We start from the raw sequence: 22601 nt of genomic DNA, 5'->3' as shown, positions 1-22601 counted from the left end.
CCAAACGAAGAGTCAGATGCCGGTTCGGTTCGCGCTTCGCTTCCTCCCGACCTCTCACAAACCCTGAATGCAAACCCCCCTCTTTTTGTTTTCACGCAGGTTCAGGACGCTGTCTCTCGGATATTCATCCGGTGCGGTTATCCGGATGGCAGGATCCTGATCGATCCAATCCCGGTTCCCGGTGAGAAATGCGCCAGCGGAACAACAATATATTTAGGGATCGTTTTTCTAATGTCAGCTATGGCGCTTCGATCCGTGAACCTTCCCGGCGTCGGGACAAAATATGAGGTTGAAACCGACAAAGGCGATACCATCGCCGTCTTTTTCACGAAGACCGGTTCGATCCAGATGTACACCCTCCAGAAAGGATGCCAGACCCCAAGTGCTGCCGAGATGTCACCGGTCGAGGCGCGGCGTCTTGGGAACATCCTCACCGGGGCCATCATCGAAGCAGACCAGGAGAGTGTTGAGATCGCGTTCTCAGCTCTCGCCGATCTCCGCATCACGATCCATACGTTCTTTATCCCGCGATCCGTTATCGGAAAAACGATTGAAAATCTTCAGGTCCGGGCAAAGACCGGTGCAACCATCATCGCCGTCTGTCGCCATGATAAGAATATCATCAATCCCCCGCCATCATTCGCATTTGAAGAAGGTGATGCGGCACTGGTCATCGGTGAGAGCGACCAGATTAAAAAATTTGAGCGCGAAATACTGGTGGAGTAATGGAAGGCTTCATCATCGCACTCTTCGTCTGTCTGATACTTGCGCTTATTTCCAAATATCTATCCATCCCTGCGATCCCCTTCTACATTATTGCAGGAGTTATTCTTGGAAAGACCGGTCTTGGGATTGTGCACGCAGATGAGATCAGCCGGTTCTTTTCTGACATGGGCCTGCTGTTCCTGCTCTTCTTCATGGGCCTTGAGCTGAAGCTTGACCGGATTATTGCCAACCCGCAGAGAGTACTGACCGGGGGGCTCATCGGTCTGAGCGTTGATATGGGTATCGGTTTTACAGCAGCCTATCTCCTCGGATTCACCCTCATGGAATCGTTCATCGTCGGGGCGGCATTCTATATCACCAGCACGGCGATCATCATCACCTCGCTCATCGAGAACCGGAAACTCATGAGCAGGGAAGCCGAAACGATCATCTGGGTGACGGTCTTTGAAGATATTGTCCTTATATTCATCCTTGCCGTGCTTTCGGCCAGCGACCAGAATCTCCTGTTGTTCTTTGTCAAGATAGCCCTGGCACTTGTATTCATGTACGCCGTCTCTTTTTACGGTAAGGAATTTCTTGTCTCCATTCTTGAGCGGGATGATGAGATCCCCATCCTTTTCACGTTTGCCGCGGTCCTCACGACTGCAGCGTTTGCAATATTTTTTGGCATCCCGCAGACCCTCATGGTGATTGCTCTTGGTGCTGCGTTTGCCACAACCGACCCTGATGCATTCGAACAGCATGCCAGGCCGTTCAGGGATGTATTCATGGTCATGTTCTTTGTTTTTTTCGGGGTCACCATCGACTTTACCAGCGGTGTGGACTGGTTTATCATTGCGGTAATCTGTACTCTTGCAGTCGTGAGTAAGCTGATCTCAGGTATGATCATCGGTGTCGTCATCCATGGCTCGACACTGTCCGGGCTCGAGATCTGGGCGAACATGATCAGCCGGGGCGAATTCTCGATAGCGCTTGCGGTATTATACGGGTCGCCGGTCATTGCAACGACAATCGCTGCAATGGTCATTTTTACCTCAATCGTCGGTGCCTTCACGGCAAAATACAGTACCTGGATGAGGAAATGTATCATCTCCCACAGCCGGCGAAAGGCTCTGATGTACCACCCTCATAATGGCAGGTAGCGGTTATTCGATCAGCACAAGCCCGATCGAGCGTATGCGGGAATGGATAATCTTCCCGTATTCCATGTTTTTACAGGGGATCGTGTTCAGTTCCCATCCGATATTGCGGGCTGTGGCAAAGACATCGATTCCGGCTGCCTCCATGCTGGGACGAACCAGATCCATGTGCCGGCATCTCCTCCGGTAACTCTCATCAACAATCCCATCAGCCTCCTCGGCAACGCAATGCTGGTGCTCGCACCAGATACAGGGATAGCCCCCGAAGCCGAATGCCTTGTAAAAGCCGTCATAAAATGCGCTTTTTTCGATATGATGGACCGTGCCGTTCACCCAGCGTATGAGATCCGCATACCACGGGTGAAAATCATCCGGAATATCGTCCGGCCCGAACTCCCCGCGGCCGGGAACCCCGTCGAACCGGAGAAGCAGCCCGATGGAATACTCGTCCACCATGCGGCGTGTGTCGTCCGGCACGGGTGCATAGGGGGGGCAGCCGAGATGTTTGCCGTATCCCTTGCACCCGTAGCGGCACTTGAACCGTACCCACTGCGAGACAACAATATCCTCCGGAGAGATCTCTTTTGCATCCGCTCCCTTATCCCGGGCAAGAGTCTTCAGGGCTTCGATCTCCGCCAGCACGTCTGTATCCATACGTCACCTGAATACAGAAGAATACCGGCCGGACTGCATAAGCATTACGGCTGACGACCCGGAACGTTTCAGTGATCCTTTTCCTGATCGCCCATATGGTGGAGGTCATGGCCCCGCTTGGTGATGATCCGCTGGACCACCAGCCGGGAGCTGCAGAGATCATCACCCGAGAATTTTCCGATGCGCACGATTGCCGGTGAAAGGCCCCGTTCGGCAAGCTGCCGTGAGAGAGTCTCTTCGGAAAACATCTGGTTGAACCCGATCGTGATAATATCCGGGCGTATCTTTTCGATCGGCCGGAACATGTCGGTCTGGTCCCCGAGCATGGCATGATCGACAGGTTTGAGGGCTGCAACCATGGCAAGGCGCTGATCTTCCGGGATGATGGGATGGGGCTTGTGTTTCACGTTCGCATCGCGTGCAACGATCACGAACAACTCATCCCCGAGTTTTTTCGATTCCTCAAGGTAAAAGAGGTGGCCCGGGTGGAGGATATCGAAGGTTCCCGTTGCAACTATCCTGCGGCCTGTCATGCGACAACCTCCAGCTCGTGTGGTGCTCCATCAGCTGTGAAGCACCGCCAGTCAGTCTTCCGGTACGGGTACCCGATGATCAGGTGGTATTTTCCGGTCCTTGGGAAGAACATCAGGTCCGCATCGGAAGGAAGTATCGGGCCGCTCGGGTGACTGTGGGCACTGCCGGCAACGTGGGTGTCGAGAGGCATCATATCGTAGAAGAGCGATGCGGAGTCCTCGCGCACGACCGTACCGGGAAGCATGTTTACTTCGTTGATATACCCGTCGTGTTCACGGAGGAGCGCCACGAACTCGTTGGGATGGCTGTCTTTTGCCATCCGGAGAAGAAGCGTGAGGATATCCTGTTTTATCCCGTTGATTTTCATGGTCCGCTCCTGCGGCAGTATTTCTGCATGCTGTACCCATCCTGTATGTCCCGGCTGCAAAAAAAACTCATCGTATGGAATCCAGATGAAGGATCATTTCTCGATCTGTGCAAGATCGCCGGTCAGGTCCTTCGACAGATCAACACCGGTAAAATCTCCGCTTGTCGGCAGAGCCATGGCAAATCCCGGCGTTATGTCGTACACGACCGTTGTATGTGCCGGTATGGTGATATCGAGGATATGCCCCCCGGTCTTTTTATCATCGCTGATAAAGTGGAGATGGTAGCCTGCAACATTGACGCCCCTGAAAAAGACAGGGGTGAAAAAACCGACTACCGTGCCGGTACTGTTTGTGTAGGTATATACCGACTGGTTCTTTGATGCTTCGGCAAGTGTCGGGAATGGCTTGTGCTGTGCGGGTATCGCCCGGACTTTTACCGAGGGGAATGTCCCGTGCATCCTCACGGCATAAATCATGTTTCCGGTGGGGAGCCTTCGTTCCATTGCAGAAGAAAATTCTGAAAGGTTCATAGGCTGTTCGGTAACCTCGGTACGATCCTGATCGAAGAACGTAACGGTTGCAAACGGGGTGGTCATCCTGTCATCGGCAGGGTATATCCTGCCATCAGCTTTTGCCTGGTAAACAACACCGTCCAGGACGATCATCTCGCCGTCCAGCGCATCAAAGGTACCGATTCCGAAATCACCCTGTCTGCGGATCTCCTTCACCGGCCTGATGCCGTCAAATACCCCCTGCATGAGGGCATCGATAGTCGAGACCTGGTAGAGGACGTCACGGTCCCCCGCAGCCGGAGCAGCAACTGCTGTCTGGTTTTTTGTCAGCCCCGAGTATACTGCTGCGCCGGCAAAGACAACAACAATTGCCAGAACGATACCGAGAAAAAATTTTGTGTCCATAAGGCCGGTGGGTTATTTCTTTCCGGTCACCTTGATGACATGGAACCCGAACTGGGTCTTGACCGGCCCGACGACCTTGCCGACTTCTTCCTCGAATGCGACCTTCTCGAATTCGGGGACCATCATCCCCTTCCCGAACCAGCCGAGGTCGCCGCCGCTCTTGCCCGAAGGGCAGGAGGAGAACCTCCGTGCGACCTTGTCAAACTCTTCACCGTCGGCAATGCGTTTCAGGATCTGCTTTGCCTGCTCTTCTGTCTTCACAAGGATATGGGATGCCCGTGCCTGTTGTGCCATGCAGTACAGGTGCATTGTCACGGGAGATAAAAAGTTCGGCTCTGGAGAAAACCTACTGAAATACTACTAAAATTATGATGGAGCCACGGGCGCTCGGGATCTGTCGCCCCCCGCCCCGTGGAGCATTACCTTTTCCGGGTATCTAAAAAAACCCGCATCAAGTCCATAACTTCAGAATTCCCCGTCCTGCTCAAAGCTCCTCCCGTACCGGATCGCGAGTTCCGCTTTGAACAGTTCACGGCCAAGATACCCTGCATGATCGAGGAGGGAAACATCTCCCTGGGAAATGATACTGTACAGAACATCCTGCCACCGGCGCCCCCTGACGGCTTTTTTATGGATAACCGCAACGATCTGGTCGCCTTCAATCCCAATCCGGAAATTACCTTTGGGATCATACGTAATCTGGTCAGGCATCGGGCGTGCCGGCCGCGAAGTGATGAAATCGAGCGGAGGTTCCCTCCGGCGCCGCTTCTCCTTGAGTACAAGGAGGTCGAGCCCGAGGTCCTTGGGATAGGGACGCCCCTGTGCAAGGACCATCATCTCCGTTGCCCGTCGCATCTCGCGGATGGATCCCTGTGTCTTGTCTGAATGCTCACTGGTGAAAATTACGGAGGCGCCGGCTTCAGCAGCAATGCCGGACAGGAGCGCGTTCATTCCGATGGAATCTGCGTCAAAGAGCTCCACGACATTCCCTGCACCAAAAAAGAGCGGGCAGCCGGTCTTTTTGAACCTGCCAAGGGAAGAGACGAACCCGGAACCGACCGGCTGGAGGAGCGGATCGGCAATGATGCACCGGATACCTGCTTTCTTTGCAAGAGAGATGTTTTTTACAAGCGAACTATTGCCCGGTACTACGACGGCAGCTGCACCCGCTTTTGCAATTTCTTTTCCAATCACGGGAATATTTGTCTCCTGCAGGCTGAGTATAATATCGGCACGGCCGAGTGCTGCCCGGATCAGTGAGGGATCCTGTGTATCAACTGCCAGCGGGGCATCGGTTTCCGACAGGAGGGAGAAGACCCGGGAGACATCTTCCGGTACAGCATCGAACCCGAAACCCAGATCGACAATATCCGCACCTGAAACAAGATACTGGTGGACAAGGCGCCTGATATCCCCGCATTTATGGGCATCCATGATCTCTGCAAGGACTTTCATCCGCGAGTCCCCCCCGATTTTTACACCCCGTATGATAAAATCAGGAACCGCATTCTTTTCCTGTTCATGGATCCGGTGAAGTGCCTGCTCCACTTTTCTCGCGGCAAGAAAATCGTCAGCAGGGATCGAGCGCGACAGTTCAGTGGTTTCCAGAAGCGGCAGTACAAGTTCCAGGTCCGCCGCATGGCGGGGCCCGCGGAATATGGGGACTCCGGTCTCACGTTCTACCTGTTCGAAGGATGCCGTGCACATGCCGGAGATAATAACGCAGTCATACGTTTTTCCCTTCAGGAGCATGCGGAGGGCATGGGGGGTCAGAAACGAGGCAATCTCCCCGGTCACCACGACATCGGCATCATATCCCGCTGCTGCGCGCTTCACCTGCGGTTCGGTGGAAGCCCCGGTGGGAAGGAGAATGCGCATAAGTTCCCTTAATACCAGAGAGATAAAAACACTATGATCAGATGCTGACCTGCGACCTGCATGTACATACAAACTTCTCAAAAGACGGCGAGAGCAGTGTCGAAGAGATCCTGAAACGGGCGGAGGAGGCCGGACTCGACGCCATAGCTATCACCGACCATGACTCGGTTGATGGTGCGAAGCATGCCCTCGCCTGCGTCACAAGCATCCTTGTGATCCCGGGGATCGAGGTCTCGACAAAACAGGGACACCTCCTGGTGCTGGGAGTCACCGAGATTATACCTGCCGGGCTGGATGTACTTGTCACCGTTGAGATCGCCCGTCGCATGGGAGCCCTTGCGATCCTTCCCCACCCCTATCATGTCTGGCGTCACGGGGTTGCCCGCAGGAAAAAAGCCGGGATGGCCGCAGTTGATGCGGTTGAAGTGTTCAACAGCCGTTATATCGTGGGATCGGCCAATACCAAGGCCGCACGGATCGCAAAGCGCCTTGGCAAGCCCTGCGTAGGGGGAAGCGATGCCCACCATGCCCGCTTTGTCGGGTTCGGAAGAACGTATGTCGATGCCGAAAAAAATGTCCCGGCGATCCTTGATGCGATCCGTGCCGGAAAAGTCTCCTGCGGCGGGAAAAAGACGCCGCTGCGCACCTATACGCGCCAGTCCATCAACAACACATGGAAGAAGATAAAACGGATAACCCGCCACGTCCATCTGCGGTAAGGCTGGCCTTCCGGGTCTCGTACCTCGGCAGCAGGTTCTACGGCTCGCAGATGCAGGCGCAAAGCCGCACGGTTGAAGGTGAGTTTATCGCTGCCTGCCAGCGGCTGAGCCTGTTCTCCGACTGGAGGCTGGCAGGATTCCAGTCAGCCGGAAGGACGGATCGTGGCGTCCATGCCCGCGGGCAGGTTATTGCATTTACCACGGACGCTCCCGATCGTGCGATCGCGACGATCAACCTCCAGCTCCCGCCGGACCTGTGGTGCTCAGCGTATGCAGCTGTTCCGGCAGAATTCCACCCGCGCTATGATGCCAGGTCGCGGACATACCGTTATTATTTCTCTGAATCCCCGAAAGAAGTGGAGGAGATGGAAAAGGCATGCCGGCATTTTCTTGGAGTTCATGATTTCTCGAATTTTGCCCGCGTGAAGGACAAGAACCCCCTGCGGAACATACTCGGGATTCGGGTTGCAAAAGAGGACGGTTTCCTGTATCTCGAAGTGACCGCGGAGAGTTTCCTGTGGCACCAGGTCCGGTGCATGGCGGCAGCACTCCTCCGCGTGGGATACGGCGAGATCGGAGCTGATACTATCCGGGAGTATCTGGGAGGAGTGATCGATAAACCCTTGTCCCCGGCCCCTGCCGAAGGGCTGGTGCTCTGGGATACCGACTGCGGCCTGAGCTGGGAGCCTCTTCCTGACCGGGAGCGCAGCAGTACATTCATGAACCATCTCCGCAGGCACCACGCCCTGATGGAAAAGGTCTGTCGTGTCCTCCGGGAGCCATGAATTCAGCAATTTTCCCTCGCGCGGGAATTCCTGACAGGATAGTTACCCGTCTTTCCTCCCGAACTCGCTGTCGATCCATGCTGATATTTGATCCCTGACCTTCCGATACCCTTCAAGCACCTCATCGTCTGTTCCCGGTGTGAGGTGGGGATCGGCAAATCCCTGATGTATTGTCTTTTTTGCACCATGGACAACCGGGCAGATCGCATGTGCGTTGTCGCACAGGGTTACGGCAAGATCGACAGGGAATCCATCAAATTCTGCAAGGGTTTTTGAACGGTGACCTGAAATGTCGATCCCAATCTCCTTCATCACCATAATCGCCCGTACACTCACCTTTGACTGGCGGGTTCCGGCGCTGAACGCGTCGTACCGGTCGCCATATTTTGCCCGGAGCAGCCCTTCTGCCATCTGGGAGCGGGCGGCGTTTGCCGTACACACAAAAAGAATTCGCGGTTTCCCCGTCATTCCATCCCCCGATCCTGATCAGGTTCCTGCTCTCCTGCAGCACATGATATTTCTGTCATAATCTCCCGCTAAAAGAATGTGTACCATCACTATTTGTACATTTTTTGGCATACCTGCCATACAGCGTTCTGACAGGTAATTCAGGAACGGCAAAAGGGCACAACCGGCCGGAATACTCGCGCAGTTTATCAGCCCCGGCGCCAAAAATCCGGTATCCATGGCAGAGTTTGTGTGTGACTGGTGCGGGAAATGCTGCAGGAGCTTCGGGGAATTTATCAGGATAGAACGCCAGCTGACGGAGCGTGATTACTATTGCCGGTACGGCATCACCAATGACCTTGTCCTTGTGCATGTCCAGCCGGAATATGCCGGGGAGATCTCCGACACATTTCTGAATACGCAGGAAACAGGAAACCAGGAAAAAAAGTGCCTGTTTCTCATAAAAAATCCTGAGGGGAACGGTTTTGTCTGTACGGTCTACCCGACCCGCCCGCCGGTATGCCGGGAGTTCCGCTGCTACCGGATGCTGATCCATAACCGGGAGGGGAAGCTCGTGGGCCGGGTCATCGGCCAGAACGAGATCCGGACCTCCGATGAGGCCCTGGAAACGATATGGAAAGAGCACATCTCCCACCTTCCGCACACCCAAAAACCGAACGAACCCGATCCCGGATGGAATACGCAGGTCATGGCAATTCTCTCCCAGCATGGGTATTGCGGCGATGTGGTAGAATAAAAAAGGGTATCGGGTCAGAGATCTTTTTTCATCCGGGCGACATACGACTTCAGCTCCCGTTCCATCGCTGCCGGGTCCCCCACGTTCCTGCCGACAATATCGACGATAGCGCTGCCGACGATAACGCCATCGGCACCAGCATCCGAACAGATTTTTGCATGGTCGGGGGTTGAAATGCCGAAACCGAGGGCAAGGGGAACCTTTGTCTGCTTCCTGACTCTCTGTAACAGATCGATTGCACCGGCCGAAACCGTATCCCGGACACCCGTGACGCCAAGGACTGCGACCAGATACAGGTACCCATGAGCCCGGGCAGCGATCTTCCTGATGCGGTCGTCAGATGTAGTTTGGGTGATGAGGAAGATTGGATCGATCCCGTAGTGGAGAGCTGTTTCGAACACGTCGTCAGACTCCTCGACGGGCATGTCCGCAATGAGGATCCCGTCAACCCCGGCATCACGCGCTTCCCGGTAAAACCTGTCAATCCCCCGGTGATAGATCATGTTGTAGTAGGCGAGGAAGACAACGGGGACACCGGTTTTTTTCCGGAGGGTGCGGACGATCTCAAAGACCGTGTCAACGGTCGTGCCCGCAGCAATCGCCCGTTCGTCGGCCTTCTGGATGGTCGGGCCATCGGCAACCGGATCGGAGAACGGGATGCCCAGTTCAAGGATATCGGTTCCGCCCTCAATAAGGGCAAGTGCTGCCCGGATGCTGGTCTCCCTGTCCGGGTCTCCTGCAACGGTAAACCCGATGAATGCCGGTCGATCAAGGTTCGCAAATACCGTTTCAATCCGCCCCATCATATCCTCCCTTCGAGCGCGGCCACTTCAGCCACATCCTTGTCGCCTCTCCCGGAGAGGTTGATGACAACAATATCGTCGCGGTCAAACCGGTCCGCATTCTTCATCACCCACGCAACGGCATGGGCCGATTCGAGTGCCGGGATAATCCCCTCGTTCCGGGAGAGGAACCGGAATGCCCCGAGAACATCGGGGTCATTTACAGCCGTATACGTGACCCTTCCGCTGTCCTTCAGCATCGAGTGTTCGGGACCGACACCCGGGTAGTCAAGTCCCGCGGAGATGCTGTGCGTCGGGAGAACCTGCCCGTTCGCATCCTGCAGAAGATAGGAGAGCGTTCCGTGCAGCACTCCGGCTTCACCGGCACAGAGGGTTGCCGAGTGTTTTCCGGTGTCGATCCCCTCACCCCCGGCCTCTACCCCGATCAGCTCCACGTCGTCCTTCACGAACGGGTAGAAGATGCCCATGGCGTTCGATCCGCCCCCGACACAGGCAACGATGGTATCAGGGAGCCTGTCCTCTTTTTTCATTACCTGCCGGCGGGCTTCCCTGCCGATCACGGACTGGAAGTCACGGACCATCAGGGGAAACGGGTGGGGTCCTACAACGGAACCGATGAGGTAATGGGTGTCGCGGACGTTTGCCACCCAGTCGCGGAGCGCTTCGTTGATGGCGTCCTTAAGGGTCCGGGTGCCCGATTTGACCGGTATCACTCTTGCTCCCATCAGTTCCATCCGGTATACATTGAGCGCCTGCCGTTTTGTGTCAACCTCGCCCATGTAGACCTCGACCGGCAGTCCGAGTGCTGCCCCGACAATCGCAGTGGCTACCCCGTGCTGCCCGGCGCCGGTCTCGGCTATGAGGCGCTTCTTGCCCATACGCTTTGCAAGGAGTGCCTGGCCCAGCGTGTTGTTCAGCTTGTGGGAACCCCCGTGGACAAGGTCTTCCCGCTTCAGGTAAATCCTGCACCCCAGCTCCCGCGAGGCGTTGGGGCAGAACGTAAGTGGCGTTTCACGGCCGGCATATTCTCCCTGGAGGGACGTAAGTTCCCGGGCAAAATTCCTGTCTTTTTTGATCCTTTCGTATGCGGTCTGCAGTTCTATCAGGGCACCCATGAGCGTTTCTGAAACATACTGCCCGCCGTATTTTCCATATCTTCCTTTTCTCTCCATTTCACACGCTCCTAACGGCCTCAACAAACGCCCTGATTTTTTCATGATCCTTGATGCCTGGTGAGATCTCGACTCCGCTTGCTACATCGACTGCATACGGCCGGACCCTCCGGATCGCTTCGCCGACATTTTCCTGGGTGAGCCCGCCCGCAAGGATAACCGGGATCTTCGAGCGCTTCACGGCATCTGCGGCGTACAACGGGTCGAAATCCCGGCCTTGTCCGTGACTGTCATCAACAATAATCGCATCGCAGTCTTCCGGCAGCGGATCTCCCCTCCCGATCACCCGGATGATCTTCACATCCGGTTTTTCGTCAAACCCGAACGGGTGGGATATCTGGATGGCGTGGGGCCGCAGGGCAATCATCCGGCGGAGTTCCTCTTCAGATGTAGTGTGGGATACAGCCACCGTTGTTGTGAACGGGCCGACCGCACCAAAAATCTCACGCGCCCGCTTGGGAGGGACGTGACGGCGCGAGACGCCCCCGGAGAAAACAACTACGCCGATAGCGTCGGCTCCCGCTTTTTCTGCATATTGGGCATCCTCCGGACGGGTGATACCGCAGATCTTTATGCGCATACGAATTCCTCCAGTTTTTTCCGCGGGTGTTCGTGAGACATGATAGACGACCCGATCAGGAATGCATCACAGTATGGTTTCATCTCCCTTACATCATCTGCGGAACGCATACCGCTCTCCGATACAACCAGCCGGCCTTCCTGCCGGATCCTCTCCGAGAGTATCCGGGTTGTTGAACGGTCGATTCCCAGGGTTGCAAGGTTGCGGTTATTGATCCCGATAATAGCCGCTTTCGTTGCAAGCGCCACGTCAGCCTCGTCTGCAGTGTGGACCTCGACGAGCGGTTCGAGACCGGTGCCGATAGCTGTATCAACAAAGTCCGGCAGCCGGTCTTTCAGGATTGCCGCGATAAGGAGTACTGCATCCGCACCCAGTGCACGGGATTCGGCGATCTGGCGCTCGTCGATGATGAAATCCTTCCGGAGCACCGGCAGATTCACGGCACTTTTCACGCGCCCGATGTCCAGTACAGTTCCTCCGAAAAAGTACGGTTCGGTCAGTACGGAGAGTGCGGCACACCCCCCCTGCTCCAGGACGCCGGCCATCATCGGAATATCCACGTTCCTCCGGATAATCCCGCGGCTTGGCGAGGCGCACTTGATCTCGGCGATGATCGCATTTCTTCCGTTCCTGTTCTGTATGGCATCCGTAAGTATCAGCTGCGGGCTCATTCCGTGTTCGGGAAACGAATCCGGGAGCCGGGCAACCCGCCTCTCGGTCCTGCGGATAATCTCATCAAGGATCATGAGGCGCACCGTGTCGCATCAACAAGGGCATCCATCCGCGCGCGGGCATTGCCGGAATCGATGGATTGTTCTGCAAGAGAGATCCCTTCATGGAGATCGCGGGCCTGTCCGCCTACGCAGATTGCAGCCCCGGCATTCATCAGCACGATATCCCGGCAGGCCCCTTTTTCCCCTGCAAGGATCTCGCGGATGATTCCAGCGTTCTCTTGGGTTGTTCCACCCCTGATGTCTGAGAGAGATGCAGGATTGATGCCGAATGTACTGCAGTCCAGCGAATAGGAACGGACCCTGCCTGCATAGAGTTCGGAAACCATGGTGACACCCGTTGTTGTGATCTCATCCAGTCCTGCTCCGTGGACGACCATTGCGCGGGAAAGCCCGAGTATCCTGAGTACTTCGGCCATGGTACGGGTCAGCGAAGGGTGGTACACTCCCAGCACCTGTGCCTGCGCGCCGGCAGGATTGGTCAGCGGGCCGAGGATGTTGAAGACCGTCCTGAACCCGAGTTCCTGCCGTGCCGGCATGACGTTGCGCATGGCGGGATGATGATTGGGTGCAAAGAAAAACGCGATCCCGACCCGTTCCACGATTCCGGCAAGGTTTCTGGGATCCACAGCGAGGTTCACGCCAAGTTCCGAGAGCACATCCGCAGAACCGCAGGCACTGCTGATGCTCCGGTTCCCGTGTTTGACAACCGGTATACCGGCCCCGGCAACCACAAAAGCGGATGCGGTGCTGATATTGAACGTGTGCATCCCATCCCCCCCGGTCCCGCATGTATCAACCAGGGTTTTTCCGGTGACCGGTGCCACCGTTACGGCATGGCTGCGCATGACCTTTGCAAATGCTGCGATCTCTTCAGGAGTTTCACCCTTCATGTGGAGAGCGGTGAGGATTGCCCCGACCTGTGCCTGAGTTGCCTTTCCGTCCATGATGGTGCCCATAACCTCTCCGGCACAATCAAACGAGAGGTTCTGCCGTTCCGCAAGGCGGGAGATGGTTTCCTTGAAATTCATGCGTTCACCTCAGGATGAAAGAGGAAATTTTGGATGATCCTGTCACCTTCCTGGGAGAGGATACTCTCCGGGTGGAACTGGACGCCGTGGATTGGGTAACCGGTATGCCGGACTCCCATCACGTACCCGTCATCTGCGCTGGATGCCGTTACTTCAAGGGTATCCGGAAGGGATTCCCGCTTTGCAACCAGGGAATGATACCGGGTGGCGGTAAACGGGGCCGCGACACCGGTGAAAAGTCCCCTTCCTTCATGGAGGATGAGGGAGGTCTTCCCGTGCATCAAATGACGGGCCCGGATAACCTCACCTCCAAACGCGGTACAGATAGTCTGGTGCCCGAGACATACGCCGAGCGTCGGAATCGTCCGGCTCATGGTTTCCAGCACGCTGCGACAGACGCCGGAGTCCTCCGGAGTACCGGGGCCGGGCGAGAGTATGATCCGGTCGCACGATACCTTCTGCAGCGTATCAAGCGGCGTATCGCAGGGAAATACCACCGGATTCCCGCCGAGCCTCCCTACCTGCTGGTACAGGTTGAAGGTAAAACTGTCGTAGCAGTCCACGATCAGGACAATCATGAGCACACCCCCGATTGCTCGATTGCCCGTTTCATCGCGGCAGCTTTGTTCTCGGTCTCGGTCCACTCGTTAGCCGGTACCGAATCGGCAACGATCCCTGCCCCAATCTGCAGGGATGCGGTCCCTGCCTTCACCACGATTGTCCGGATAGCTATCGCGAAGTCGAGGTTACGGTCGAAGCCGATGTATCCTACCGCACCTGCATACAGCCCCCGTGGCATGTACTCCTGTTCGTCGATTATCTGCATTGCCCGGATCTTCGGTGCACCCGAGACGGTACCCGCGGGAAAGCATGACCTGAACGCATCGTAGCAGTCGAGATTGTCCTTCAGGATTCCGCTGACGGTCGAGACGATGTGCTGGACGTGGGAAAATTTTTCAATTGCCATGAAATCGCTGACATCCACAGACCCGAACCGGCAAACCCTCCCGATATCGTTCCGTGCAAGATCGACGAGCATGGTATGCTCGGCACGCTCCTTGGCGTCATTCAGGAGGTCCTGTGAGAGCTGTGCGTCCTCTTCCGGTGTCTTCCCCCGCGGGCGTGTCCCTGCAATCGGTACCGTGGTCACTCTTCTTCTTTCTACCCTCACCAGCATCTCGGGGCTTGCCCCGATAACCTTCTCGTCGCCAAAATCAAGATAATACATATAGGGGCTGGGATTGATCTCGCGGAGCGCTGCATAGACGGAAAAGGGGTCGTCGGCGATCGTGCATTCAATGCGGCGTGAAAGGACTGCCTGGAAGATATCGCCTGCGATGATGTGCGACTTGATCTTCTCAACAGAACGCTCGAATGCATCCCGGGATACTTGCGTAATAAACTGCGTACCGGTTTTGATACCGCACTGTTTTTCAATTGCCGGTTTTTTCTGAGATGCAAGGGTGTTCACGCGATCTGCGAGAATCCGGATCCGGTTAGCACATTTCCGGTATTCCTCATCGCATTGAGTATCATACGTAAGGAACGGGCTTGAGAAGATGAACATTTTCCGGTCACAATGATCGATGACGATGCAGTCTTTTGTGAACATGAAACAGGCATCAGGCACATCGTTTTTGTTCCCGGGCCGGACGGTCTTTCCTTCCCGCACTTTTTCAAAGAGAGCATAGACACAGTCGTAGGCAAAATAACCAACCATGCCTCCGAAAAATCGGGGGGCTTTTACGTTGACGTAATGGAACCGGGAGAGAACGGATTTGATCCTCTCGACAGGATCCCTTCCTTCGGGATCCCGTGCAATGGAGACGAAGGGCTCATTACCGTTCAGGGTGACGGATTCCCCGATTGAGAGTACAAACTCCGGGTCAATACCGATAAAGGAATATCGTGCAAGTTTCTCGCTTCCTTCCATCGATTCGAGAAGGAATCCGCACCCCGTCCGGATACCCGTATACACGTCGAGAGGAGAGATATCCGGCAATGGCAATTCGGCGCAGAGGGGAATAATCAGGGGTTTGGGCTGGTTATTCACTGCCGTCAGATACTCATCGATCTGCAGGTTAAGCTGGATTTCAGGTGTCGTCATGTTCATTCCCTGCCTGCCGGACTCCCCCATGAACGGGGCTTTCCGGTAATTCCGGGTTTTTTATTGCAGGGCCCTGGATCACGGACGGGAACAGGGCGTTGCGAATTTCTTTCTTAAAGGTCTACTTTGTACATATTTATACATTGTTGTAGTTATTTGCGTATTGATGCATTTTATATTGCATTTATACGTGTCGAACCCTGCACCTGCCGGCAAGGAGAATCAGGAAAAATTCCCAACCGGGGGAAAATCCGGTTTTTCCCGAAGACTGCACCGGGAAAAATCAAGAAGACTATTTAACACAACCGGCAAATCCTGTACAGACTTTTGGGGGGAATGTGCTTGGGCAGCTACCGGAAGAAATCGTTCAGCTGGGTATTCGTTTCGCGGATGATAGGGATCATCTGCTTCCTGATCGTCGTGGTCCTTGCCAAGATCCTGACAACCCTCCTCCCTCCGGAGGGTATGTATTACAAGGCCCTCGAGGGGATCCTGTTCGCAAATTTCTGGCTGCTTCTCCTGATTGCAATCATTTTTTTCATCGCTGATATCTTCGACGCTTTCCCCTTCCCCCTCAATCTGCCGTTTCCGATTATCAAGGCCTTCGGCAGCATTTTCTGTATTGCATTTATCCTGAATGTCTTCAAGTGGATCGATGGTTCATTCAGTACATTCCTGTTCCCCCTGTTCTGGCTGCCTGCGTTAATCCTGATCCCTCTCCTCTTCCTCCTCGTGCTTGCCAGCGGCTACGTTGGGATCATGCGCCATCTCTGGCGGCAGTCAAATCTGGAGACAGATACGGATGCAGAAGTCGTCCACCAGGTGCGGGTTGAAGAGACGGAACAACCGGTTTCAGATGTGAAATCATGGGAAGAGATCGGTGCGGAATTCCGCATGATGCTCTATGATATTATCCACCGGTTCCGTCAGGAAATTAAAAAGAAGCAGTGAGTCTCCCCGTTTACCAGTTCGGATTTTCTATAAAAAACGATCTCTCTTATGCTTCGGGGTCCTCTGCAGTCAGATGTGAAGGCATGCAGATACAGCGGTGTTCGGTAAAAACTTCATTCTTGAATACACCCTGCGACTCACCCTGCCGGCTTGCACCGAAGACCCCGTCGTCGAAGTCATGATACATCATGGGGAGCCCATCCTTTACGGCAAGTTCCCTTGCCTCTTTCCATGATCCTGCCATGGGGGTTGTATTGACCATAGGATATCATGAGACTGACGGTTACGGAAGAATGCCATCCAAAACCGCTGCCCGATGGTGAAGAATCCTAAAAAAGAGAAAAATGATGAGATTAGAACCGGGGTTTCCGGTGCTTGGGCAGGCAGTCCCTGCAGTAGACCGGCCTTCCTTCTGTGGGCTTGAAGGGGACTTCGCATTCTTTGCCGCAGTCTGAGCAGACTGTTTTTGTCATTTCTCTGGGACCGAAGTTTCTCGGGCCACCAAAACTCTTTCTTTCCATTGTTTTTACTCATGCAGTTGTGATCTGCACATATACAATACGCGGTCCAGTATAAATACATCTCCCTGAATATTGATCTGCTTTCACCGCCGGAACCCCGGATAGTTCAGGGAATAATTTCACAGCCATTGTACTTTTCATGGCTGAAACTCTCTGCTGTGACAGTACCCTTATCAATGAGTTCCCTGACACGGGGAAGTGCACCAACGAGGGCAGTGCGGAGATTCTCTACTGTATCACAGACAATCCTTCGTTCTGCGGTCCCCCACGGACGGGTGATATTTGAATAAAGGCAGCGTCCGCCGCAGAATGATCGGATCCTGCAGTCCGTACAATCCCCACCGACAGGTACCTCGCTGAGTTTGAGCGGATGCGACCGGGAAATATGCCCGACATAATACTGGCTCATGCCGATCATCACCGGGCAGGGCCCGATGTTCCCGTCTGTCATGATGCTGTAATTGGCGTACCCGGATCCACACCGGAGCCTGCTCTCTCTCCCCACGAGGAGATCCTCCATTGTATCGAGGAACGGGTACCACTTCAATACTTCTCCTTCCCGCTCCATATGGTCAACCCAGTCCCCGACAAGCTGCCGGATGCCCGGATTATACCTGTCCCGGGCCCAGTCTGCAAACCCGCGCAGCGCATAGTCCCCTGCAAAATTTGCATCAACCTGCCAGTGGATGGAGGAGAACGGGAAATCCGGGTTATCCGCAAGGTAATGAACCGCTCCTGCAATATCAGAGCTCTCTGTTACCGTCATGCGTGCAACCAGTTCGCCCGGGTATCCCTTCGCCCGGATAGAACGGAGGTTTGCCATCACCCGATCGTATACTCCCGATCCCCTGTTTGCATCGGTCAGCTCCCTGTTCCCGTCAAGGGAAACAAGGATGGTCGTAAACCTGTTGATAATATCAGCCGGGAGACGGTCAAGCAGGATCCCGTTGGTCTGCATCATGAATCGCTTTACCGGTGCTTCCCTGACGATCCGCTCGATCAGATCGGAGCGGAGGAGTGGCTCTCCCCCGTAGAACGTGAGGGTGGGTGAGGGATCTTTTTCCAGAAACGCATAAAGGGTGTTGAGGTCGAAGTCAAGTTCAACCGGGAGATTTTCGTCTATTGTCAGGGCACGCTCCCCTTCGCTTTCATCCAGATCCTGGAAGGCCTTTGCCCTGCAATACCTGCAGCAGAGATTGCAGTTATCGGTCAGGATAAGGTGGAAGTACATAAAAACCCACTCATGATGGGAAGTCAGGTATGATAAATGCACACTTCCCATGACCAGTCATCCTCGCATTTATTTCCGTTCACACTCTATGTCTTTTAAGGAACCAACAGTATGCAGGAGCCAGACCTCTCCACGAAGCTCTCGTGGGATGCAAAAGAGTATTCTCATTATTCGGCATTCCAGGAACAGTGTGCTCAAGAGGTAATCGGGAAACTGGACTTACGGGGTTCAGAACATATCCTTGACATCGGTTGTGGCGATGGTCGCAGTACTGCTGAGATCGCGCGCCGGCTTCATCAGGGGCGGATTCTCGGTATTGATGCATCGGCGGAGATGATACAGTACGCCAGTAGCTGTTACCCGGCAGAAAAATATCCAAACCTCTCCTTTGCCGTGGCTGATGCGAGGGCACTGGAATACCGCGATGAGTTCGATGTTATTTTCTCGAACGCGGCATTGCACTGGATTACGGATCACCGTCCCGTTCTCAAGGGAATTTTCCGGGCTCTCCGGCCCGGGGGAAAGATGCTTGCTCAGATGGCCGGGAAAGGGAATGCAGCAGAGGCGTTTCTGGCTTTTGCCTACCTTGTGCAGGATCCGCCATGGAATCAGTTTTTTACCAGTCTCCGTACTCCCTGGGCGTGCTTTGGCCCCGAACAGTACCGTGAATGGGTTCTTGAATCCGGCCTTAAACCAGTACGGCTTGAATTGATCCGGCGTGATATGGTTCATGCCAACCGTGAATCATTTACAGGCTGGATACGGACTACCTGGCTTCCTCACCTCGATCGGATTCCCGTTTCACTTCGTCCTGCATTTATCGACGCACTCTATGAAATGTGTTGTAAGCTCTCCCCTCCGGATTCAGATGGAGTAATCCGCTTCAGTATGGTTCGGCTTGAAGTCGAGGCCGAAAAACCAGTATGAGGACAGATGATGTGCGGCAAAATCTATAAACAATACTCCGGTAATCAACTGATATGCCTGCTGCCTACTTCTCACCTGAAATTGAGACAATGGAGCGCAGCGATCTTGATGCTCTTATCGATGAACGTGTCCGGTACACGGTACACTATGCGGCGGAACACTCCCCTTTTTACCGGCACTGGTTCCGGCAGAACAGGATAGATCCCACTGCAATCCGTGTTCATGAGGACCTGCTTGAACTGCCCCTGATTTCAGGAAAGGCGATCCGCGAGCACCAGCCGCCGGTTACTCCGCAATTCGAATTCCTTTCCGCGGAGTGGTCTGATATATTCTCTATTCAGGAAACGAGCGGTACCAGCGGAACCCCCAAGGGATTCTTTCTCACATGGGATGACTGGAAGCGGTATGCAGAAAAATACTGCCGGAGCTTTGTATCACAGGGATTCACGAAGAAGGACAGGATTGTTGTCTGCGCTTCCTATGGTATGAACGTTGGAGCAAATACGATGACGATTGCTGCCCAGAAACTCGGGATGGGGATCATACCGGTTGGAAAATGCTCCTTTGATTCGCGCATCCTGAGGAATTACCGGCCGACATCCATCGTGGGAAGCGTTTTCAAACTGCTCCGGCTCTGGCGACGGATAAGCGCGGAAGGGATTAAACCCGGGGAGCTTTCCATTGACAAACTGGTTGCGGGCGGGGAGAGTTTTGCCGATGAATCCCGGAAGTACCTTGCAGACCAGTGGGAATGCCCCGTGTATAACACGTATGGCAGCACTGAAGGCACAATGTGCGGGGAATGCACGGAACTGAATGGCCTGCATGTACCGGAAGATCTTGTCCATCTGGATGTGTATGATCCCCGGATGCAGGGATTTGTGAAAGATGGTGAGTGTGGCAGGGGTGTTCTCACGACCCTTCTCCCGGTCGGCGGAAAGAGCGGAATGCTCCTGCTGAATTATGATACTGAAGACACCACGCTCGTTCTGTCCCGGGAACGCTGCGGGTGCGGAAGGACGCATATGCGGATTTTTAATCCGCAGCGCGAAGCAGAGACCGCATGGATATCAGGAACGGCATTAAACCGGGTTGATATCGAAACAGCGGTTTTTCAGCCTGAGAATATGGAGTATCTCTCGGGGGAGTATGAAGCATTCATCCATGATGGTGAAGCTCCCGGCGAAGTGATCCTCCGCATCAGTGTAGAATGTCTTGACCTGGGCCGGTGCGACCGGCGTGTTGTTCAGGATACCCTGATCGGGAGGTTCCTGAAATCCAAACCAGGCCTTGCCGGTCATTACTCCGATGGAGACCTGAAAATCATTGTTAACATGACCCGGCCGGGCGGTCTTGAACTCCATACCCAGAAAGGGCGTCCGAAACGGCTTGTTGATCGCAGGGAACATGCATGATCCGTTCTTTGCATATCGATGACGATGGATTAACCGGATTCGGACTCATCATGATTCTTGTCGCGGTTGCAGGTTTGATTGTTCTTTTTCTGTTTTATCAGGGAAGCGGGCAGGATTCTGCTTTTGGAAGGACGTTCCCGGGAGGTCTCGTTGCTGAAAGCATGTATGTATCCGGTGATAACCTGCAGCCGGCAGGAAGTTTATACGGTTTTCCTGCAATCAGCAGAACCGTGGGGAAAATGCCGGTACAGATAACGAACGAGGATTCGGACCGGCTGGGGATCGTCCGGCTCGTTGTCTCACTCTTTATCGGTGACACGGGAGCGATCGATATGGATCATCTCCAAGTTGAATGGAATACGGATACCCGTCATGAGATCATATCGCAGTCAACAGTCTCTCCGCTGGTCTGCCCGAACTGGACGATTTCGGGGAAAGCCAACCTGCTGCCCGGGCGAACCGCAGATTCAGATGACTGGCTGGAACCCGGTGAACAATTTGAGATACTTCTCTGTCCCCGGGAGGGCATTCGACCCTATGGTAAATTCACGATTGTAATGACTCCTGATGGCACAGCAATGCCGCTGAAAATCAGCCGCACGGTTCCCTTCAATATCCAGCCGGTCATGAATCTTGGCTGATCCTGCCGCACCCCCGGTAAAACACCCAACGAATACCGTCTCTTGCTGCGCTTCCGCTTCCGGTGCTCTAATCTGCCCCAGTGAGCATTCCGGGAGCATTCTGTCGATTATATTCGAAAACAGTCATTTTAATAAGGATTTCAAACGGACAAATTAGTGCGCCACAATGACCAAAAGAACCTTAAATAAGTGGCAAAAATCCGGACTTCGACGGGCTTTCGACGGAAACCTTTTATATAATCAGGCGGTAACTCTCATTATCAAAACCCAATAGTGGTTTTGAGGTGTTTAAATGGGAACCAAAATCGGAAAAGAAAAGATCCAGCGCGAAAAGGGCTACCTCTACTTCATCGGCAAGGATGGATATGTCTGGGCAGCCCCGATGAAGCACAACAAGGGCGGCCGCAAGAAGAAGGTCGGCACCGAAAAGATTGCCAAAGAAAAAGGCTTCATGTACTACATTGGCAAGGACGGCTTCGTCGCAAAGGCCAAGATGAAAAACGCATAATCTTCCTTTTTCCTTTTGCACGCGGTCCGTCTGCCACCGGAGCAATCCGGCTGGCGGGACTGCACAATATTTTCCCCTGCGGGGGAGGCTCTCGTTTTAACTCTCCTGTATCTGTCAAATCCCAATATTCAATTACCGGGCGGATCACAACAGACTGTGACAGACCGGCGGGTGTCAGTGATTGTCAACACGGGTTGATGATACATTCCGAGAATGGACGGATGGTCTTGACGATGGACAGAGCATAATATCAATCTTTGATCATATCCGGGATATCCCCTACTCGCTCTCTGTTCCCATGACCGATCCGGTCACCGCGCCGGAACAGATCCTTATTATCGGCAAGGGCTACTGTGCCCCCAAACACTACCTTCTCGCAGAGATGTACCGCCGTCTTGGATACGATGTTGCCTATGCCACGTTCCCGTTCCTCTGGAATGATCCGGATCTCGCGTACCCGCCGGAACTCCGCCGGCTTGCATCCGCCCTCCCCGTTGCGTACCATCTGGCGTGCCGGGTCCGGATCGGTTCCCGCCGGGTTCTCGTTGATGCAACCTGGGACCCTCCGCTTGCCCGGGGAGGTTTTCCGGTCAATATCCGCTGGGATGGACATTCAGACACGTTGTGTGCGGTAAAACCCCTTCGGTCAGCGGTACGGACAGCGTTCTGCAGGACAGCAACCAGCGAACCGTTCCGGAAGAGTGATGAAAAGGAACTGCTGGCCTGTGACGGCGAGGAGGATCATGCAGATGCCGAAGCCCGGGAGCGGTATTTCCGACACAGGGCCGGGAAAAGAACCCAGGAAGAGATCCAGAGGATCCTCCGGTTCAATCAGGAATTCGATGCATGGCTGGATAATCTCCGGAGACCCCCGTGCAACAAAGATCCGTGAGGGGGGTCTCTGCCAGACCCCCCACCTCAATTATGAATATCATGCTTTTTCTTACAACCGTTCCATCCCGGTCCCGCATGGAATTACTGTCGCTGGTGCAGATTCCGATCGTTACCCGGATTTGAGTAGGGGGGTCTGATCCGGCCAGAGGGGGGAGGGGGTCTCCC

28 protein-coding genes are annotated in these 22601 nt (G+C 54.4%); 11 read left to right on the top strand and 17 right to left on the bottom strand.

The window, feature by feature from the left end:
• The first annotated feature begins 240 nt into the window (after positions 1 to 240).
• Positions 241 to 726, top strand: coding sequence for a cation:proton antiporter regulatory subunit (locus A4E33_RS14290; protein ID WP_292349129.1), 486 nt, complete (start codon positions 241 to 243; stop codon positions 724 to 726).
• Positions 726 to 1868, top strand: coding sequence for a cation:proton antiporter (locus A4E33_RS14285; protein WP_292349127.1), 1143 nt, complete (start codon positions 726 to 728; stop codon positions 1866 to 1868). Before A4E33_RS14290 ends, A4E33_RS14285 begins: the two co-directional genes overlap by 1 nt.
• Positions 1869 to 1871: 3 nt before the next feature.
• Here the strand turns inward: A4E33_RS14285 and A4E33_RS14280 are convergent, their stop codons facing one another.
• From A4E33_RS14280 to A4E33_RS14255, 6 genes are all read right to left on the bottom strand, one after another.
• The gene (locus tag A4E33_RS14280; protein WP_292349125.1) at positions 1872 to 2519 is read right to left on the bottom strand and encodes a DUF2284 domain-containing protein; all 648 of its coding nucleotides are present in this window, start codon (positions 2517 to 2519) and stop codon (positions 1872 to 1874) included.
• 68 nt (positions 2520 to 2587) lie between these two features.
• Entirely contained in the window at positions 2588 to 3052 is a 465-nt protein-coding gene (locus A4E33_RS14275; RefSeq protein WP_292349123.1) for an FAD synthase, read from the bottom strand.
• The gene (locus tag A4E33_RS14270; protein ID WP_292349121.1) at positions 3049 to 3420 is read right to left on the bottom strand and encodes a Mov34/MPN/PAD-1 family protein; all 372 of its coding nucleotides are present in this window, start codon (positions 3418 to 3420) and stop codon (positions 3049 to 3051) included. The genes A4E33_RS14275 and A4E33_RS14270 overlap by 4 nt, the downstream gene beginning before the upstream one ends.
• 93 nt (positions 3421 to 3513) lie before the next feature.
• Complete coding sequence (budA, locus tag A4E33_RS14265) at positions 3514 to 4338, bottom strand: acetolactate decarboxylase (RefSeq protein WP_292349119.1); 825 nt, start codon at positions 4336 to 4338, stop codon at positions 3514 to 3516.
• A gap of 12 nt (positions 4339 to 4350) precedes the next feature.
• On the bottom strand, positions 4351 to 4632 hold the full coding sequence (locus A4E33_RS14260; protein WP_292349117.1) for a peptidylprolyl isomerase: 282 nt from the start codon (positions 4630 to 4632) through the stop codon (positions 4351 to 4353).
• 171 nt (positions 4633 to 4803) lie between these two features.
• Positions 4804 to 6216, bottom strand: coding sequence for a dihydropteroate synthase-like protein (locus A4E33_RS14255; protein ID WP_292349115.1), 1413 nt, complete (start codon positions 6214 to 6216; stop codon positions 4804 to 4806).
• 41 nt (positions 6217 to 6257) lie between these two features.
• Between A4E33_RS14255 and A4E33_RS14250 the strand changes: the two genes are divergently transcribed.
• Both A4E33_RS14250 and truA read left to right on the top strand, forming a co-directional pair.
• Positions 6258 to 6935, top strand: a complete 678-nt coding sequence (locus A4E33_RS14250; protein ID WP_292349114.1) for a PHP domain-containing protein — start codon at positions 6258 to 6260, stop codon at positions 6933 to 6935.
• A complete protein-coding gene (gene truA / locus A4E33_RS14245) occupies positions 6890 to 7720 on the top strand; it encodes a tRNA pseudouridine(38-40) synthase TruA (RefSeq protein WP_292349111.1) in 831 nt (276 codons plus the stop codon). Before A4E33_RS14250 ends, truA begins: the two co-directional genes overlap by 46 nt.
• Positions 7721 to 7762: 42 nt before the next feature.
• Here truA and A4E33_RS14240 read toward each other — a convergent pair whose 3' ends face one another.
• A complete protein-coding gene (locus A4E33_RS14240) occupies positions 7763 to 8188 on the bottom strand; it encodes an arsenate reductase ArsC (protein ID WP_292349109.1) in 426 nt (141 codons plus the stop codon).
• Between the two features lie 217 nt (positions 8189 to 8405).
• Here A4E33_RS14240 and A4E33_RS14235 point away from each other — a divergent pair, with 217 nt between their 5' ends.
• Positions 8406 to 8924 (top strand): YkgJ family cysteine cluster protein, encoded by a 519-nt coding sequence (locus A4E33_RS14235; protein ID WP_292349108.1) that lies wholly within the window; start codon positions 8406 to 8408, stop codon positions 8922 to 8924.
• Positions 8925 to 8938: 14 nt separating this feature from the next.
• On the opposite strand, the gene trpA is transcribed toward A4E33_RS14235, so the two are convergent.
• From trpA to trpE, 7 genes are read right to left on the bottom strand one after another with little or no spacing between them, the layout of a single operon-like run.
• The gene (gene trpA / locus A4E33_RS14230; protein ID WP_292349106.1) at positions 8939 to 9730 is read right to left on the bottom strand and encodes a tryptophan synthase subunit alpha; all 792 of its coding nucleotides are present in this window, start codon (positions 9728 to 9730) and stop codon (positions 8939 to 8941) included.
• On the bottom strand, positions 9727 to 10899 hold the full coding sequence (gene trpB, locus A4E33_RS14225; protein ID WP_292349103.1) for a tryptophan synthase subunit beta: 1173 nt from the start codon (positions 10897 to 10899) through the stop codon (positions 9727 to 9729). The genes trpA and trpB overlap by 4 nt, the downstream gene beginning before the upstream one ends.
• 1 nt (position 10900) lies before the next feature.
• Positions 10901 to 11479: a phosphoribosylanthranilate isomerase gene (locus A4E33_RS14220; RefSeq protein WP_292349101.1), complete on the bottom strand. Its 579-nt coding sequence runs from the start codon at positions 11477 to 11479 to the stop codon at positions 10901 to 10903.
• Positions 11470 to 12225 (bottom strand): indole-3-glycerol-phosphate synthase, encoded by a 756-nt coding sequence (locus A4E33_RS14215; RefSeq protein WP_292349099.1) that lies wholly within the window; start codon positions 12223 to 12225, stop codon positions 11470 to 11472. The genes A4E33_RS14220 and A4E33_RS14215 overlap by 10 nt, the downstream gene beginning before the upstream one ends.
• Positions 12222 to 13241 (bottom strand): anthranilate phosphoribosyltransferase, encoded by a 1020-nt coding sequence (gene trpD / locus A4E33_RS14210; protein WP_292349097.1) that lies wholly within the window; start codon positions 13239 to 13241, stop codon positions 12222 to 12224. Before trpD ends, A4E33_RS14215 begins: the two co-directional genes overlap by 4 nt.
• On the bottom strand, positions 13238 to 13819 hold the full coding sequence (locus tag A4E33_RS14205) for an aminodeoxychorismate/anthranilate synthase component II (protein ID WP_292349096.1): 582 nt from the start codon (positions 13817 to 13819) through the stop codon (positions 13238 to 13240). Before A4E33_RS14205 ends, trpD begins: the two co-directional genes overlap by 4 nt.
• Complete coding sequence (gene trpE / locus A4E33_RS14200; RefSeq protein ID WP_292349095.1) at positions 13816 to 15348, bottom strand: anthranilate synthase component I; 1533 nt, start codon at positions 15346 to 15348, stop codon at positions 13816 to 13818. Before trpE ends, A4E33_RS14205 begins: the two co-directional genes overlap by 4 nt.
• A gap of 342 nt (positions 15349 to 15690) precedes the next feature.
• Here trpE and A4E33_RS14195 point away from each other — a divergent pair, with 342 nt between their 5' ends.
• The gene (locus tag A4E33_RS14195; protein WP_292349094.1) at positions 15691 to 16299 is read left to right on the top strand and encodes a hypothetical protein; all 609 of its coding nucleotides are present in this window, start codon (positions 15691 to 15693) and stop codon (positions 16297 to 16299) included.
• A gap of 46 nt (positions 16300 to 16345) precedes the next feature.
• Here A4E33_RS14195 and A4E33_RS14190 read toward each other — a convergent pair whose 3' ends face one another.
• The 3 genes from A4E33_RS14190 to A4E33_RS14180 all read right to left on the bottom strand — a co-directional run bounded on the left by A4E33_RS14190 (position 16346) and on the right by A4E33_RS14180 (position 18051).
• Complete coding sequence (locus A4E33_RS14190) at positions 16346 to 16561, bottom strand: hypothetical protein (protein WP_292349093.1); 216 nt, start codon at positions 16559 to 16561, stop codon at positions 16346 to 16348.
• A gap of 91 nt (positions 16562 to 16652) precedes the next feature.
• Complete coding sequence (locus A4E33_RS14185) at positions 16653 to 16820, bottom strand: CxxC-x17-CxxC domain-containing protein (protein WP_015286826.1); 168 nt, start codon at positions 16818 to 16820, stop codon at positions 16653 to 16655.
• A 106-nt stretch (positions 16821 to 16926) separates the two neighbouring features.
• Positions 16927 to 18051 carry a TIGR04084 family radical SAM/SPASM domain-containing protein gene (locus tag A4E33_RS14180; protein ID WP_292349089.1) on the bottom strand — a complete coding sequence of 375 codons (1125 nt, stop codon included), beginning with the start codon at positions 18049 to 18051 and terminating at the stop codon, positions 16927 to 16929.
• Positions 18052 to 18162: 111 nt separating this feature from the next.
• On the opposite strand from A4E33_RS14180, the gene A4E33_RS14175 reads away from it, so the two are divergent.
• The 5 genes from A4E33_RS14175 (at position 18163) to A4E33_RS14155 (ending at position 22434) form a co-directional block, all read left to right on the top strand.
• Entirely contained in the window at positions 18163 to 18978 is an 816-nt protein-coding gene (locus A4E33_RS14175; RefSeq protein WP_292349087.1) for a methyltransferase domain-containing protein, read from the top strand.
• Between the two features lie 53 nt (positions 18979 to 19031).
• Positions 19032 to 20393 carry a coenzyme F390 synthetase gene (ftsA, locus tag A4E33_RS14170; protein ID WP_292349086.1) on the top strand — a complete coding sequence of 454 codons (1362 nt, stop codon included), beginning with the start codon at positions 19032 to 19034 and terminating at the stop codon, positions 20391 to 20393.
• Positions 20394 to 20632: 239 nt separating this feature from the next.
• Entirely contained in the window at positions 20633 to 21034 is a 402-nt protein-coding gene (locus tag A4E33_RS14165; RefSeq protein WP_292349085.1) for a hypothetical protein, read from the top strand.
• Positions 21035 to 21326: 292 nt separating this feature from the next.
• On the top strand, positions 21327 to 21542 hold the full coding sequence (locus A4E33_RS14160) for a hypothetical protein (protein ID WP_292349084.1): 216 nt from the start codon (positions 21327 to 21329) through the stop codon (positions 21540 to 21542).
• Positions 21543 to 21723: 181 nt separating this feature from the next.
• Positions 21724 to 22434 carry a hypothetical protein gene (locus tag A4E33_RS14155; protein ID WP_292349083.1) on the top strand — a complete coding sequence of 237 codons (711 nt, stop codon included), beginning with the start codon at positions 21724 to 21726 and terminating at the stop codon, positions 22432 to 22434.
• Positions 22435 to 22601 lie beyond the last annotated feature (167 nt).

The sequence above is a fragment of the Methanoregula sp. PtaB.Bin085 genome, assembly GCF_002067035.1.
Classification (GTDB): domain Archaea; phylum Halobacteriota; class Methanomicrobia; order Methanomicrobiales; family Methanospirillaceae; genus Methanoregula.
Note: the sequence above shows the minus strand (reverse complement) of the source record. Positions and strands in the feature narration are given on the sequence as shown.